Genomic DNA, 12,484 nt, shown 5'->3' on the forward strand with positions numbered 1-12,484 from the left:
CCAGGTTCTTGCCGAAGATCGGGCCGTTCGCGCTCTACGGGCTGCTCTTCACGATCGTGATGCTCTTCGCGATCCAGGGCGACGCGATCACCTCCCCGGCCCGCTCGCCCTACGGGCTTCGCGGGCCGGGCACCACGCGACCCACGACCTCCGACCACGAACCACTCTCGATCACGAAACCGAGCTACACCACAAAACGCGACTTGACTCTGCAGATCGAGCTCGTGCTGATGCTCGACGCACACGCCTACGCACTGGCTACCGGCTACGCCGCCACCACGATCGTCCTGGGCCTGGTCGCCATCGTCGCCGGCCAACAGGCCGCCCACGCCCACCACCGCCGGCAACGCCGATCGGGTCGCCGATGAACGGCGCGACGCTCTGGGCGGCGGTCACCGTGGCCGGTGGATGCGGAGCCGTCATGCGGCTGCACGTCGACGAGACGATCCGAAACCGCACGCACGGCGACGCACCGGTGGGGATCTTCGTCGTCAACCTGACGGGCGCCCTGCTCCTCGGCATCCTCACCGGCGCCGCACTGCCCCACCACACGTCACTGATCACGGCCACCGCCTTCGTCGGCGCGTACACCACGTTCTCGACCTGGATGCTCGACACCATCGGCGCCGCGAGTCGACACCAGGCCACCGTTGCCGCCGGCAACCTCGTCGGGAGTGTCGCCTGCGGGCTTGCCGCCGCCGCGATCGGGCGACAGATCGGCGTACACCTCTGAGACCGAAGACCGCGAGATACCGACGATCCCACGAAGGGGCGTCCTACGGGGCACCGCCAGTGCCTATCTGGATGCCGACGACAGTGGCCGGTTCGGGGCGGTGTCCGAGGTCCGCGAAGTAGACGTCTCAGGCCTCGTCGCGCGTCTCCCCCACGCGGGTCTCGTTCCGGCGCCGTCACACGTCTCGATCTGGTGACGTTCGACAGGTCCTCTCTGGCTGTTGTCGAACGTCGCCTTGCTGAGCGCGTTCTGCCATCTAACTGAGCGAGAGCGCGACACCTAACTGAGCGCTAAAGCACGGCGAGTCGCCACGCGCGGTCCGCTGCGCCGTATTGAGCGCTCGCTCGGACCCTCTCGTTTCGGTGCCATCGGGGTTCTCGATTTGGCGACGTTCGACAGATCGAGAACGCGACACCTTCCCGAGCGGCACGGTTCGGGCGTCCACAGCGGCGTGACTACGTCGCCGTGTGCTGGTGGTTCGTGGCCGTTGAGTCGCCGACGAGGTCGGACGATTGGATGGTGAGGATGCAGCCGATCGCGCGCAGCACTCGGACGTAGCGTGCGTCGGTATCGGGGGCGATCGCGATCTGGGTGGCACGGTCCACGCCGAGCTGCCGTCGGAGGTCGTGCAGCACGGCGGCGTGGTCGGCGGGCACGCCGGGGTGAAACTGCGGCGGGCAGCCCGCCGCGAGGGCTGCCGCGACGGCGTCCCCCTCCCCGACGGCAGGGGGAATGCGCGGGTCGCGCTCTCCCGCCGCTTCGATCCGCTCGTAGAGGACCTCGAGGAGCGGCCCGGCGATCGCGATCGTCCCGGAGGGCCGGACGGCCGCGAGGCGGTCGGCGGCTGCCGTCACGGCGCTGGTGCCTGTCATGGGCATCGTTCTCTCAGACGTTGGAGGGGCGACGGCGGGTCGCGGCGTTCTGGGTCGGTCAGGCCGTCGCGGCGACGTCGGTCACGGCGGCGGTGGCGTCCTGGCGGATCATGTCGGCGGCCTTCTCGGCGATCATGATCACCGGCGCGTTGGTGTTGCCACGGACGATGCTCGGCATCACCGAGGCGTCGACGACGCGCAGACCGCGAACGCCATGGACGCGCAGCCGTGCGTCGACGACGGGCCCGATCGCGCAAGTCGAGGTGGGGTGGTAAATCGTCATCGTGTTGGCGGTGACGTAGTCCCAGAGGTCCTCGTCGGAGACGTCGGGTGTGGGGGCGAGGAACTCGCCGGTGATGAAGTCCTTCAGGGCGTCCTGCTGCGAGATCTCCAGCGCGACGCGGGCGCCAGCGAGCATCGTCGCGCGGTCCTCCTCGGTCGTGAGGTAGTTGTGGATGATCCGCGGCTTGGAGTGCGGGTTGGCGGTCCGCAGCGTCACGGAGCCGCGGCTGGTCGGCTTGACGACTCCGGGTCCGAAGGCCACGCCGTGCTCGACGGCCGGACCGAGCCCTTCCTGCCAGAACAGCGCCGGGGCGCAGTGGAACTGGCAGTCGGGTGCGTTGAGGCCCGGGCGGGTGCGGATGAAGCCGCCGGCCTCGGCGATGTTGGAGGTCAGCGGCCCGGTGCCCTCGGTCTGTAGCTGGGCGACGTTCTCGGGCGTCAACGCGGTCATGAGCGATTCGTAGTCCGCCGACCAGTTCATCAGCAGCATGCAGTGGTCCTGCAGGCCCTGACCGACGGGCAGCTCCTTGCGGACCTCGATCCCGAACGGCGCGAGACCCTCGGCGGGACCGATCCCAGAGAGCATCAGCAGCTGCGGGGACTGGTAGGCGCCCGCGCAGACGAGGACCTCGCGGGCGGCGTGGACCTCCTCGATCGTGCCGGCGTGATCGATCTCGACGCCCGACGCGCGGTCGCCGTCAAACAGCAGGCGCAGTGCCGTGGCCTCGGTGAGGACGGTCAGGTTCTCGCGGTCGGTCACGGGGTGCAGGTACCGCACGGCGGTGCTTGCGCGCATGCCGTTCTCCTGCGTGGTCTGGTACCGGCCGAAGCCTTCCTGGCGGGCGCCGTTGAAGTCGGGGTTCTTCTCGTGTCCGGCCTGGTTGGCGGCCTCGACGAACGCGTCGACGACAGGGTTCATCGAGCGGCTCTCGCGCACCGGCAGCGGGCCGCCGGTGCCGTGAAAGAGGTCCTCGCCGCGCTCCTGGTCCTCGGAGCGCTTGAAGTACGGCAGGACGTCGTCGTAGTTCCAGCCCTCAGCGCCGAGGGTCTCCCACTCGTCGTAGTCGACGCGGTTTCCGCGGATGTAGACCATCGCGTTCATTGACGAGCAGCCGCCGAGCACCTTCGCCCGTGGCAGGTAGGCGCGGCGGCCGTTGAGGCCGGGCTCCGGCTCGGTGTGGAAGTCCCAGTCCAGGCGGCCCTTGAAGAGCGCGCCGAACGCGGCGGGGATGTGGATCTCCTGGTCGGTGTCGGCACCGCCGGCCTCCAGGAGCGCCACGGTGACGGTGGGATCCTCGGTCAGGCGGGCGGCGAGGACGGCGCCGGCAGAGCCGGCCCCGACGATGACGTAGTCGTACACGTAAATCTCCTGTTCGGTGAAAGGGTCCGGGAGGGTCCCCGGGGTGCGGCGGCGGGCGCCGCCGGACGTCGGGTCCGGCGGCGCGGGGGCGGCGGTCTGCCGCACCGGGCTCAGGCGTTGGTGGTGACCGGGAAGGTCGTGAGCTGGTTGACGAAGATCGCCGTCGCGTAGCGCGGCTGCTCGGCGAACTCGAGGTTCGGGAAGCGCTTGAGCGTCTCCTCGAACATGACCCGCAGCTCCAGGCGCGCCAGGGCGGTCCCGAGGCAGAAGTGGCGGCCGCCGGCCCCGAACGCCTGGTGCTCGGGGTTGCGCAGGACGTCGAAGCGGTCGGGGTCCTCGTAGACGGACTCGTCGCGTCCGGTCGACGGGTACCACATCATGATCTTCTCGCCGCTCTTGATCGGCGTGCCGCCGAGTTCGGTGTCCTTCGTCGCAGTGCGCCGGAAGTGCGCGAACGCCGGGAACATCCGCAGGCATTCTTCGACCGCACTGGGGATCAGCGACGGGTCGTCGATCAGCTTCTGTCGCTCGCCGGGGTTCTCCAGGAGCGCCTTCATGCCGCTGGAGAAGGTGGACTTCGTGGAGTCGTTGCCGGCGGTGACCAGGAGGATGAAGCCCATCACGATCTCCCAGTCGCTGAGCATCTCGCCGTCGATCTCGGCGTGCACGAGGATGCTCATGAGGTCATCGGTCGGCGCGGCGCGGCGCGCGTCGATGAGGACCTGGCAGCGTCCCACGATCTCGGGAATGACCTTGTCGATCACCGACTGCGGGCCCTCCGGGTTCATCTCCGCGTCGTCGCCGCCGACCAGCTGGTTCATCAGCCGCGCCCAGATCGCGTCGTCGGCGGGGTCGATCCCCATGAACGAGCCGATCACGCGGGAGACGACCGGCGCGGCGAGCTCGGTGACGACGTCGAAGCTCTCGCGCCCCGTCAGGCCGTCGAGGACGCCGATGGTGATCTCGCGGATCGCCGGCTCGTGCTCGGCCGTTCGCTTCGGGGTGAACCCGCGCTGAAACAGCGACTTCAGCCGGTCGTGCTTGGGCGGGTCCATGCCGATGAACATGCCGTTTTGGACCTCGAGCTGGACCCATGGCATCCCGACCATGCCGCCGAGCTCGGACGAGAAGGTCTTCCAGTCGCGGCTGACCTCTCGCACGAGCTCCTGGTTGGTGACCGACCAGAACCCCGGCTCGTCGGGGAACGAGCTCATACCGTCGGACCAGTGGACCGGGCTGGAGGCCCGCAGCTCGCGGAAGAGCTCCAGCGGCGGGCCCTCACGCCAATGCTCGGGGTCGGCGACGCGGACGGCGTCGAGGTTCTGGTCGATGGTGCTCATGAGGGGGTCCGTGATAGTCGAGGGACGGTGTACGACCGAACCTCCCACAGTGCTTTACAAGCTGTCAACCGGGTGTGTCATGCGGTATCGTCGAAGGGGTGTCGTCTGTCCTGTCACGCCGGTCCACGAGCCCTGAGGATCAGCGCGGCCAGACCCGCGCGAAGATCCTCGACGCCACCGTGCAGCTGCTGGGCGAGGACCGCGCCTTTGCGGAGCTGAGCGTCGGCGAGATCTCCGGACGGGCCGGCGTCTCGAGGCCGACCTTCTACTCGTACTTCCAGGACAAGCGCGCGCTCATCCTGGCGCTGGGCGACGGCTTCGAGACGGATGCGCGGACCGCGGCCCAGCCGTGGTTGCGCAACGACACCGATGACCTCCGAGCGACCCTCACGGGCGTGCTGGGCGCGTTTGTCACGCACAAGGCGACGGTGGGAGCGGTCGTCGAGGCGGCGACGTACGACGCCGACGTCGCGGTCTTCTGGCGCGAGTTCCACGAGTGGTTCATCGTCAACACCGTCCAGCGCGCCACGACCTCCGACCCGGACCTCGCGCGCGAGGATGCGGAGGCGCTCGCCTACTCGCTGGTGTGGATGACGGAGCGGTCGTTCACCGAATACCTCGCCTCGCCTCGCGTCTCCGAGGCCGCCCTGCTCCGCGCCATCGAGCGTCTCTGGCGCACGGTCGTTCCCGTCGACTAGCTCCCGGTCCCACCGGCGGTCGCGAGGCATCTCTCAACGGCGTCGGGTCTCCGGGGACGGGCACAACCAGAGATGGCGGGCTGGAGGGCGTTTCCGGACCACCTGAGCTGGTTTGTGGCTCGACGCGACTATGGCACTTGGTGGTCTTCAATGCAGCTGTCTCCTAACGGCGGCTGGTGCTGACTCTCGGCTTCTAGTCGACCTTTCCATCCGGGGGGCTCACTCCCCCGCGCCGGCCGTCAGCGGAGTTGGTCGGCCGTCACCGGCGCCAGGCGCGGATAGACCTTGTCAGTCCCGGGGAAGTTCTTTTGCGGAACGCACGGCGGGCCGCCCATGCCCGGCAGGTCCAAGATCCCGGTGAGGATGCCCGAAGCGTTGCCCGTGTGGTCGCACGAGAACGACGGGTTTCGACCGGTGCCGGCCAGCTCGAGCTCGCCCGGACGCGGGTACGGGGCGAACCGGCTGTTTGGGTTGCGCGTTGTGGCGCCCTGCACCGTCTCACCGTTGATCGGCAGCTGGAGGCGCAGGTACGAACGCTGCACGCCGAGCGCGTCGGGGGCGGTAGCTTGCGTCGCCGCGCCGGTGTTAGCGAAGGTCACCGACAGCTCGCGCTTGTAGAGGTTCACGAAGCGCGCGATCGGCAGCAGGTCCTGCGTGAGGGGCTCCAGCCCGTCGGACACCGGACGCAGCGCGTTCAGCAGCCGACGGATCGGCGGCATCCCCGTACGCACGCGCTTGAGGACCGGGTCCAGCTCGACGAGCGTCTGCTCCAGCTGCGGAGCCAGGACGGCGAGCCGCTGGAGCGCGGGACGCACGAGCGGGGTGACGGGCCGCAGGTCCGCAATCGCGGGCTTCGCCGCACGGGACGTCGCCTCGACGGTGGTCATGAAGCGGCGGGTCTCGCGTCCGAACGACGGCAGCGTGCGCAGCGTGTCGCGCAGCGCCGGCGTGATCGCGGAGGTCGTCTCCAGCAGCTGCCGCCCGCCCTCGGCGATGCCCTGGATTGCACCGGAGCGCCGGCCGACCGCGGCGAACGTCGTCGCGAAGTCGCGGCTGCCCGACCGCACCTCGGCCGACTGCCGATTGAGGAGGTCGAACAGCCCGTCAGCACCCTCGGCCAGCGGAGCGACCTGGCCGACTGCCGCGTTGAGGTTCTTGCCCTGCCCCTCGGTGCCCTTCGCGATCGAGGTCAGCACGACCTTGAGGTCCTTGCGGGTCTTCTCGTCGAACGCGTCGAGGATCTGGTCCAGCTCGACCGTCGGCTGAATGTTCTGCGCCGGGATCGTGCCACCGTCGGGTATGAACGCCCGTCGGCCGATCTGGTCCTTGCGTGACCCGAACGAGAGGTTCACGAACGTCTCGCCGACCAGCGTCTTCGTCCGCAAGGTCGCCCGAGTGTCCTTGGGCAGCGGCGCGAACTTCGGCTCGATCTTCATCGTGACCTTGGCCTTGCCGCCCTCGCGCACGATCGTCGTGACCTTGCCCACGGTCACACCGCTGACGCGGACGTCGGCGTACCCGGCCAGCTGCGTGCCCTGCGCGAACGCCGTCTTCACCTGGTACGGCCGGCCCTTGAGCGGCACGGGGCCACCGAAGCTCGTCCAGAGGAACAGCAACAGACCGAAGCACGACAGCGCGAACGCCACCATGACCCCGATCTGCACGGGGTGCGGACGGTTCTTGTTCACGCTCGAGCGCCCCTCTTATCGCGGTGCAGAACAACGCGCGCGGTCCCGGAGTCATCGGGTGAGGGGGAACGTTCTTCGTGACCCGATCGAGAGCGTTGGTCGATCGAGCAAAGGCGCTTCGCATGTGCGGGGCCTGCTTCGGTCGGAACCTCCGCGGGCGTGTCGCTGCTAGGACCCGACAGGAGTGGGGGTTCAGGCATCGGGGCTCGGATCGGATGCGGGGCTCCAGTCCTCCCACCCGGGAAGGAGTGCGTGTCCGCCGCTTTCGAAGTGGGTGACGTCAACGATCAAAAAGAGGGCCTGGGCTTCAGCGATGACGGTCTCGTTGTCGAGGAGCCGTCCGTGGAGGTGGAGCTTGCGACCGTCGCGGCCGACCGCCCATGCTTCGATCTGCATCGGGCGCTCGAGGAGCGCGGGTGCGCGGAAGCTGACGTTCAGGTTCGCGGTAACCGCCGGTGTGCCGAGCACGATCAGGAGCGACCCGAGGGAGTCGTCCAGCACCGTTGCGACCGCCCCGCCGTGCACGATGCCGGGGGCTCCCTCGTGCCGGCGGTCAAACGTGATGGTCCCGCGCAGGAGGTCGCCGTCGACCCGGAGGCGGAGACCCATCCCGGCGGGGTTCTGCGAGCCACAGCCGAGGCAGTTGGGGTGGTGTTCGGGGATCGTGCCGTCCGCGGCGACCTTCATATGGTGCGCTCCAGCGCTTGGAGCGCCTCGGGCTCGAGGCGCCGGATCTGCTGGATGACGTCGCGTGCTTCGGCGACCTCGTGCGCTGCGGCTCGGGCGCCGAGTGCCTCCCAGGCGTCGCTGAGGGTGCGGTAGCGCTCGGCAGCGGATCGGACCGTGGCGTCGTCCAGGAGCTCGGCGGTCTCTTCGAGGTAGCCGGCCTGCAGCGAGCGGAACATCGCACCGCCGGTCCCGGCCTTGATGATCAGGACCGCGAGGGTGTCGAGCGCTTCGGGAAGTCGGTCACCGAAACGAGCCGGCCAGTCACCGAAGGTGCCGGCGAAGTACTCGACGCCGTCCAGTCCGGTGCGGCCCTCGAGACTTCCGACCGTCTGGGCGCTCTGGCGCATGTTCTTGGACGTCGCGGACGCCACATCGCGGACGACGTCGGCCAGCGCTGGTAGCTCGGTCGGCCACCGGTACGTGAACATCGCGTTGCGGGTCGGCGCGGGAAAGGACTGGGAGTTGCGCGCGCGGTGCAGGCTGTCCAAGGAACAGGCCTGAAGGTCCTCGCGGTCATTGTCGGCGACCCACGCGATCCCACGGCCTTCGTCGTGGTCGACGATCACGATGTCGTGACGGGTGTTGCGCATCCGGACGCGGAGGTACTCCAGCTCGCCGATGTCCGCCCACACCATCGGCGGGTCTCCGCGATCAATCGCGGCTTTCACCGACTCCCACCCTTGTGCGGCATCGTCGGTCTGCTCGAACGTCACGGGCGCCGCGAGGTGTTCGCCGATGTCCCGCTCCATCGACCCGGTGCGACCGACGAGGTAGAACGGGATCCCGGGCACCTGGTCGGAGAAGAAGAACCCCAGTCCACCGGCGAGCCCGAAAACCATCGGTTCGCTCAGCGGCCCGTGCCCGTAGTCCAGGCCATGGAACTCGAGCAGGTCGCGCAAGGCTCCGGACCCGCAATGGCCCGCTCGGCGGTGTGGGAACGCCTGTGCTCGTACCGACGGCGTCGGCGACAACGAGGTCGGCGTCCTAGGCGGCAGGGTGCTCACTGGTTCAGGGCGCCCGGGAGCATCGGTTGGCTGGTGAGCTGCCGGATCACGTAGGTCGACTCGTCGCTGATCGTCATGTTCGGGGAACGCTTCACAGTCTCTCGCCGAGGATCCCCAGCTGCAGGCGCCATCGCAAAACGAGGGCACAAGTGCTGGACGCCGCCGCGAGCGCCCTAAGCTCGGCGCGTTGACATAGTGTCGAACATAGTGACAAGCAGCGTGTATCGTCAACCGCGAGTGCCGAAGGTCACAGTCGGACCCTGCGGCGCTCGGACGTCCCTGACTCGAAAGGCATCTCGTGCGCGCACCGTCGATCGTTCTCTCTCCCGGCCCCTTGCGGGACCAGATTCAGGCCGCAAGGTGGGCGGAGGACGCCGGCTTCTCGTCGGTCTGGACCACGGAGTTCCACCACCGCTCCGCGACCGTGCCGCTCGGCGCGATTATCCAGGCGACCTCGACCATCGGTGTTGGCACTGCCATCGCCTACGCCTTCGGCCGCACCCCCGTCGTTCTCGCCGCCGAGATCCGGGACCTCGACGAGCTCTCCGAGGGACGCCTGCGATTCGGTCTCGGGACGGGTACGAAGCGGATGCAGCAGAACTGGCACGGTTTGGATGGCGAGCACCCCGCCCCGCGCATGGAGGAGCTCCTCCCGCTGGTCCGCAAGCTCTGGCGGCTGCATGAGGGACCGCAGGCCTTCGAGGGCCGGTTCTACCGCGTGAACGTCAAGCCGACCGTGCCCGTCGATCCACCGCTGCGCCCCGACGTGCCGCTGCTGATGGCCGGTGTGAACCCCCGGATGATCCAGGCCGCAGGCCGGGTCTCCGACGGCCTGGTCGGCCACCCGCTCTTCACCGCCTCCTACATCGAGCACGTCGTCCGGCCCGCCCTGGCCGAGGGGGCACGACGCGCAGGTCGTCCGGCTCCGCCGCTGGTCGGCTACCTGACCTGCTGCATCGATGAGGACGGTGACGTCGCCCGACAGCAGGCCGCGGCGGTCATCGCCTTCAACAGCACGGTGAAGACCTACCAGGGCATCCACGAGCACCACGGGTTCTTGAGCGAGGTCGCCGCGATCCGCGAAGCGTGGAAGCAGGGCGACTTCCCCAGCATGGTCGCTGCAGTCTCCCGCGAGATGATCGACACGATCGCCCTCGCCGGAACTCCGCAGGAGGTTCGGGACCGTTACGAGGAACGGGCCGCGGTCTACGACGACGTGCTCCTCTGGCCTCCGGCCTTTGTCGGTCAGGACGGCATCCGCAAGGTCATCGACACTCTCAGCGTTCGTGACACGTAAATGCTGCTGAACCCCCCTACCGTTATTGGGTGTTCGGGCGCCCTTGCCCGTACGATCAGCTGATGGCGGTCCTTTCGAAGCGCGACGACCCTGAAGCTCGAGGGCGCGCTGAGGCGGAACTGATCGAAGCGGTCGTCGCTCTGCTCACCGACGGGACTCCGTACGCGTCACTGTCGATCAGCAAGATCGCCGAACGAGCGGGACACACCCGCACCGGGTTCTACTTCTATTTCCGCGACAAGCGCGACCTCCTGATGAGCGCCACGAGCCGCCTCGTCGAGGAGCTCTTCCGGGGCACCACCACCTGGCTGGAGGGCCCCGGCGGCAGCGCCGAACTGCAACGCGCGCTTTCTCAGGTCCTGCACGCTTATCGTCGATCCAGCGCGCTGCTGCGTGCGCTCATCGAAGCCACGACCTACGACGCCGTGATCGCGACGTACTGGCACGACGAGATCGGCAGGTTCATCGCCGCCACCGCCCAGCGTCTCGAACGCGACGGTCTCCCCGCCACGCAGGCCCGCGGCACCGCGGACGCCCTGGTCTGGATGGTCGAACGGGTCTACTACCAGCGTGTCCTCAACGACGACCCCGAAGAGGACAAACTCGCGATCGACTCCCTCACCGCGATCTGGGCCCGCACCCTTAACCTCTCGACTTAGCCCTTCGCTCTTGACGGCCGGGGCGTGGAGTACGGCGTGGGAATACACAGAGAGGCGGCGCGGCGTGTTTGGTTCACGCCGCCTGAGCGGAACCCGCGATGAGCGGCCGGACGATCGCGGGCATCCGCCGCCACCGGGCGTCGCGAAGGGCGGTGGTGTCGAAGCCGGCGTTCCGGAGCGCTTCTATGGTGTCGCGGTTGCAGTTGCAGCCGTAGCCGATCGCCCGCCACGGACGGTGCAGCCGGTCCTGGATCCGGGCCAGGCGCGGCCTCGACGAGCGGACGTGCTCGATGAGCAGCAGCCTCCCGCCGGGACGAAGGACCCGGCGGACCTCCCGAAGTGCCTGGTCGGGGTCCTCGACGGTGCAGAGCACCAGCGTGCTCACGACCGTGTCAAACGCGTTCTCATCGAACGGGAGGTCCTCGGCGCCGGCCTGCACCACGCGAGGGTGGCCGCCGAGCCGTTGAAGACGTTTGACCATCGAGGCCTCGGGTTCGGTGAGCGTCAGGCTCGCCACCGTCGGCGGGTAGGCGTTGATGTTCAGGCCGGTACCGGCACCGAGCTCGAGGACCTCACCGGTCGCGCCGGAGAGCACGTCGCGGCGGAGGTCACGCATGCCGGTCCGCTCGCCCCAGGCGAGGAGAGGGTCGTAGATGGCGGTGAAGACGGGGGCGTAGAGCGACACGAGGCGATCGTCCCTGGATCGGAGGGCTGGCTGGATGTGCGCCGGACCCATCGGGTGGGTCCGGTGGGAGGCGGCGGGGTCGTTCAGCGGGGGCGGTAGCGCGCGTCGGCGGCGAGCTCGGCGTCGTGGTGCTCGGTGATGAACGCGTCGATCCTCCGCAGGTCGTCGACGGCCCGCTTGGCCATCGGCAACAGCTGGTGGCCCAGTTCGGTCGGTCGGACCTCGGACGGCAGCCCCTCGGCGAGGACGACCGCGGCGCGTTGCTCGAGCTTGCGGATCCGGCGAACCAACGACGTTGCGGTCACGTCCAGCTCGGCCGCGGCCGCGGCGGTGGTGCCGTGCTTGACGCCGACGACGAACGCTTCGAGGTCCACCAAGGTGATCGGGTAGGGCTGCGAGCGCCTCCCGGGCCGGCGGGAGAGCCGTGCGGCGCCGCGGGTCGAAGCGGGAAGGATCTCGTGCTCAGCGCTCATCGGTTCTGGGTGAGATGGGGTCGGAGGAACTGGTCGACCTGACGGTCGGTGGTGAACTCGCCGGCCTTGATCGCCGTCACGTCACCGGTGGCGTCGACGAGGATCGTCTGCGGGAACACGCCGCCGGCCTGAAACGCGCCGGCGATCTGCTCGTCGGGGTCCTGCACGTGCGGGTAGATCGTCGGGTTGGTCTTGAGGAACCGCCGCGCGTTCTGCGCCTTGTCGGCGGCGTTGAGGCCCAGGAACGCGACGCGATCGCCGTAGCGAGCGGCCGCGCGGCGCAGGAGCGTGAACTCCCGCCGGCACGGCGCACACCACGACGCCCACTTGTTGATCAGGACCACGTGGCCCTGAAGGGCCTTCATCTTCGCCACGAACGCGTCGCCGTTCAGATGCAACAGCTGGCCGTGCTGGCGGTACAGCCTCCGGATCGGGGCCGGTGCCCGGGCCGCCGCGCTCTGCACCGCCACCGCCGACGGGGGCGTCCCGCGCGGTGTCCTGGCAGCAGGATCGGACTGCGCCAAGCCGATCACCGCCACGACGGCTACCAGCAGGGCTGCTGCGAGCAGCCGCGCTCGGGTGCTCGTCGCCCGCAGGGCGGTGAGGACTCGTCGAACCATCGACAGCACCGTATCTACTTTCAGTGCTCTACGTACGAATTGCT

At 68.9% G+C, this 12,484-nt stretch carries 14 protein-coding genes; 5 read left to right on the top strand and 9 right to left on the bottom strand.

Translation table 11 applies throughout. The annotated features are described in order from the left end of the window. Positions 1–368: hypothetical protein (locus AB0L40_RS00730; protein WP_364347707.1), on the top strand; the 368-nt coding region annotated here is incomplete at its 5' end. Beyond that, the gene (gene crcB / locus AB0L40_RS00735; RefSeq protein ID WP_026912033.1) at positions 365–733 is read left to right on the top strand and encodes a fluoride efflux transporter CrcB; all 369 of its coding nucleotides are present in this window, start codon (positions 365–367) and stop codon (positions 731–733) included. The genes AB0L40_RS00730 and crcB, both read left to right, overlap by 4 nt. A gap of 455 nt (positions 734–1,188) precedes the next feature. On the opposite strand, the gene AB0L40_RS00740 is transcribed toward crcB, so the two are convergent. From AB0L40_RS00740 to AB0L40_RS00750, 3 genes are all read right to left on the bottom strand, one after another. Continuing rightward, positions 1,189–1,605 (bottom strand): hypothetical protein, encoded by a 417-nt coding sequence (locus AB0L40_RS00740; RefSeq protein ID WP_026912034.1) that lies wholly within the window; start codon positions 1,603–1,605, stop codon positions 1,189–1,191. 58 nt (positions 1,606–1,663) lie between these two features. Continuing rightward, entirely contained in the window at positions 1,664–3,247 is a 1,584-nt protein-coding gene (locus AB0L40_RS00745; RefSeq protein WP_026912035.1) for a GMC family oxidoreductase N-terminal domain-containing protein, read from the bottom strand. Between the two features lie 110 nt (positions 3,248–3,357). Continuing rightward, on the bottom strand, positions 3,358–4,587 hold the full coding sequence (locus AB0L40_RS00750; RefSeq protein ID WP_026912036.1) for a cytochrome P450: 1,230 nt from the start codon (positions 4,585–4,587) through the stop codon (positions 3,358–3,360). Between the two features lie 98 nt (positions 4,588–4,685). On the opposite strand from AB0L40_RS00750, the gene AB0L40_RS00755 reads away from it, so the two are divergent. Beyond that, a complete protein-coding gene (locus AB0L40_RS00755) occupies positions 4,686–5,285 on the top strand; it encodes a TetR/AcrR family transcriptional regulator (protein WP_026912037.1) in 600 nt (199 codons plus the stop codon). A gap of 239 nt (positions 5,286–5,524) precedes the next feature. On the opposite strand, the gene AB0L40_RS00760 is transcribed toward AB0L40_RS00755, so the two are convergent. The 3 genes from AB0L40_RS00760 to AB0L40_RS00770 all read right to left on the bottom strand — a co-directional run bounded on the left by AB0L40_RS00760 (position 5,525) and on the right by AB0L40_RS00770 (position 8,706). Then, entirely contained in the window at positions 5,525–6,973 is a 1,449-nt protein-coding gene (locus AB0L40_RS00760) for an MlaD family protein (RefSeq protein ID WP_026912038.1), read from the bottom strand. Positions 6,974–7,165: 192 nt separating this feature from the next. Continuing rightward, the gene (locus tag AB0L40_RS00765; RefSeq protein ID WP_245604207.1) at positions 7,166–7,660 is read right to left on the bottom strand and encodes a PaaI family thioesterase; all 495 of its coding nucleotides are present in this window, start codon (positions 7,658–7,660) and stop codon (positions 7,166–7,168) included. Then, positions 7,657–8,706: a BtrH N-terminal domain-containing protein gene (locus AB0L40_RS00770; RefSeq protein WP_281171329.1), complete on the bottom strand. Its 1,050-nt coding sequence runs from the start codon at positions 8,704–8,706 to the stop codon at positions 7,657–7,659. Before AB0L40_RS00770 ends, AB0L40_RS00765 begins: the two co-directional genes overlap by 4 nt. A gap of 298 nt (positions 8,707–9,004) precedes the next feature. Here AB0L40_RS00770 and AB0L40_RS00775 point away from each other — a divergent pair, with 298 nt between their 5' ends. Both AB0L40_RS00775 and AB0L40_RS00780 read left to right on the top strand, forming a co-directional pair. Continuing rightward, positions 9,005–10,003 carry an LLM class flavin-dependent oxidoreductase gene (locus AB0L40_RS00775; protein ID WP_084270080.1) on the top strand — a complete coding sequence of 333 codons (999 nt, stop codon included), beginning with the start codon at positions 9,005–9,007 and terminating at the stop codon, positions 10,001–10,003. A gap of 62 nt (positions 10,004–10,065) precedes the next feature. After that, complete coding sequence (locus AB0L40_RS00780; RefSeq protein WP_026912040.1) at positions 10,066–10,662, top strand: TetR/AcrR family transcriptional regulator; 597 nt, start codon at positions 10,066–10,068, stop codon at positions 10,660–10,662. A gap of 73 nt (positions 10,663–10,735) precedes the next feature. Here AB0L40_RS00780 and AB0L40_RS00785 read toward each other — a convergent pair whose 3' ends face one another. The 3 genes from AB0L40_RS00785 to AB0L40_RS00795 all read right to left on the bottom strand — a co-directional run bounded on the left by AB0L40_RS00785 (position 10,736) and on the right by AB0L40_RS00795 (position 12,440). Further along, complete coding sequence (locus AB0L40_RS00785; RefSeq protein WP_026912041.1) at positions 10,736–11,347, bottom strand: class I SAM-dependent methyltransferase; 612 nt, start codon at positions 11,345–11,347, stop codon at positions 10,736–10,738. An 83-nt stretch (positions 11,348–11,430) separates the two neighbouring features. Continuing rightward, positions 11,431–11,820, bottom strand: coding sequence for a LysR family transcriptional regulator (locus tag AB0L40_RS00790; protein WP_084270082.1), 390 nt, complete (start codon positions 11,818–11,820; stop codon positions 11,431–11,433). Then, entirely contained in the window at positions 11,817–12,440 is a 624-nt protein-coding gene (locus AB0L40_RS00795) for a TlpA disulfide reductase family protein (protein WP_084270083.1), read from the bottom strand. The genes AB0L40_RS00790 and AB0L40_RS00795 overlap by 4 nt, the downstream gene beginning before the upstream one ends. Positions 12,441–12,484 lie beyond the last annotated feature (44 nt).

The organism is Patulibacter sp. NPDC049589 (assembly GCF_040675535.1).
Classification (GTDB): Bacteria; Actinomycetota; Thermoleophilia; order Solirubrobacterales; family Solirubrobacteraceae; genus Patulibacter.

What these genes read in the sequence shown, in the direction of transcription:
- crcB (WP_026912033.1), top strand. Translation starts at nt 365, where the DNA reads ATGAACGGCGCGACGCTCTGGGCGGCGGTCACCGTGGCCGGTGGATGC.
- AB0L40_RS00740 (WP_026912034.1), bottom strand. Translation starts at nt 1,605, where the DNA reads ATGACAGGCACCAGCGCCGTGACGGCAGCCGCCGACCGCCTCGCGGCC.
- AB0L40_RS00750 (WP_026912036.1), bottom strand. Translation starts at nt 4,587, where the DNA reads ATGAGCACCATCGACCAGAACCTCGACGCCGTCCGCGTCGCCGACCCC.
- AB0L40_RS00765 (WP_245604207.1), bottom strand. Translation starts at nt 7,660, where the DNA reads ATGAAGGTCGCCGCGGACGGCACGATCCCCGAACACCACCCCAACTGC.
- AB0L40_RS00780 (WP_026912040.1), top strand. Translation starts at nt 10,066, where the DNA reads ATGGCGGTCCTTTCGAAGCGCGACGACCCTGAAGCTCGAGGGCGCGCT.
- AB0L40_RS00790 (WP_084270082.1), bottom strand. Translation starts at nt 11,820, where the DNA reads ATGAGCGCTGAGCACGAGATCCTTCCCGCTTCGACCCGCGGCGCCGCA.
- AB0L40_RS00795 (WP_084270083.1), bottom strand. Translation starts at nt 12,440, where the DNA reads ATGGTTCGACGAGTCCTCACCGCCCTGCGGGCGACGAGCACCCGAGCG.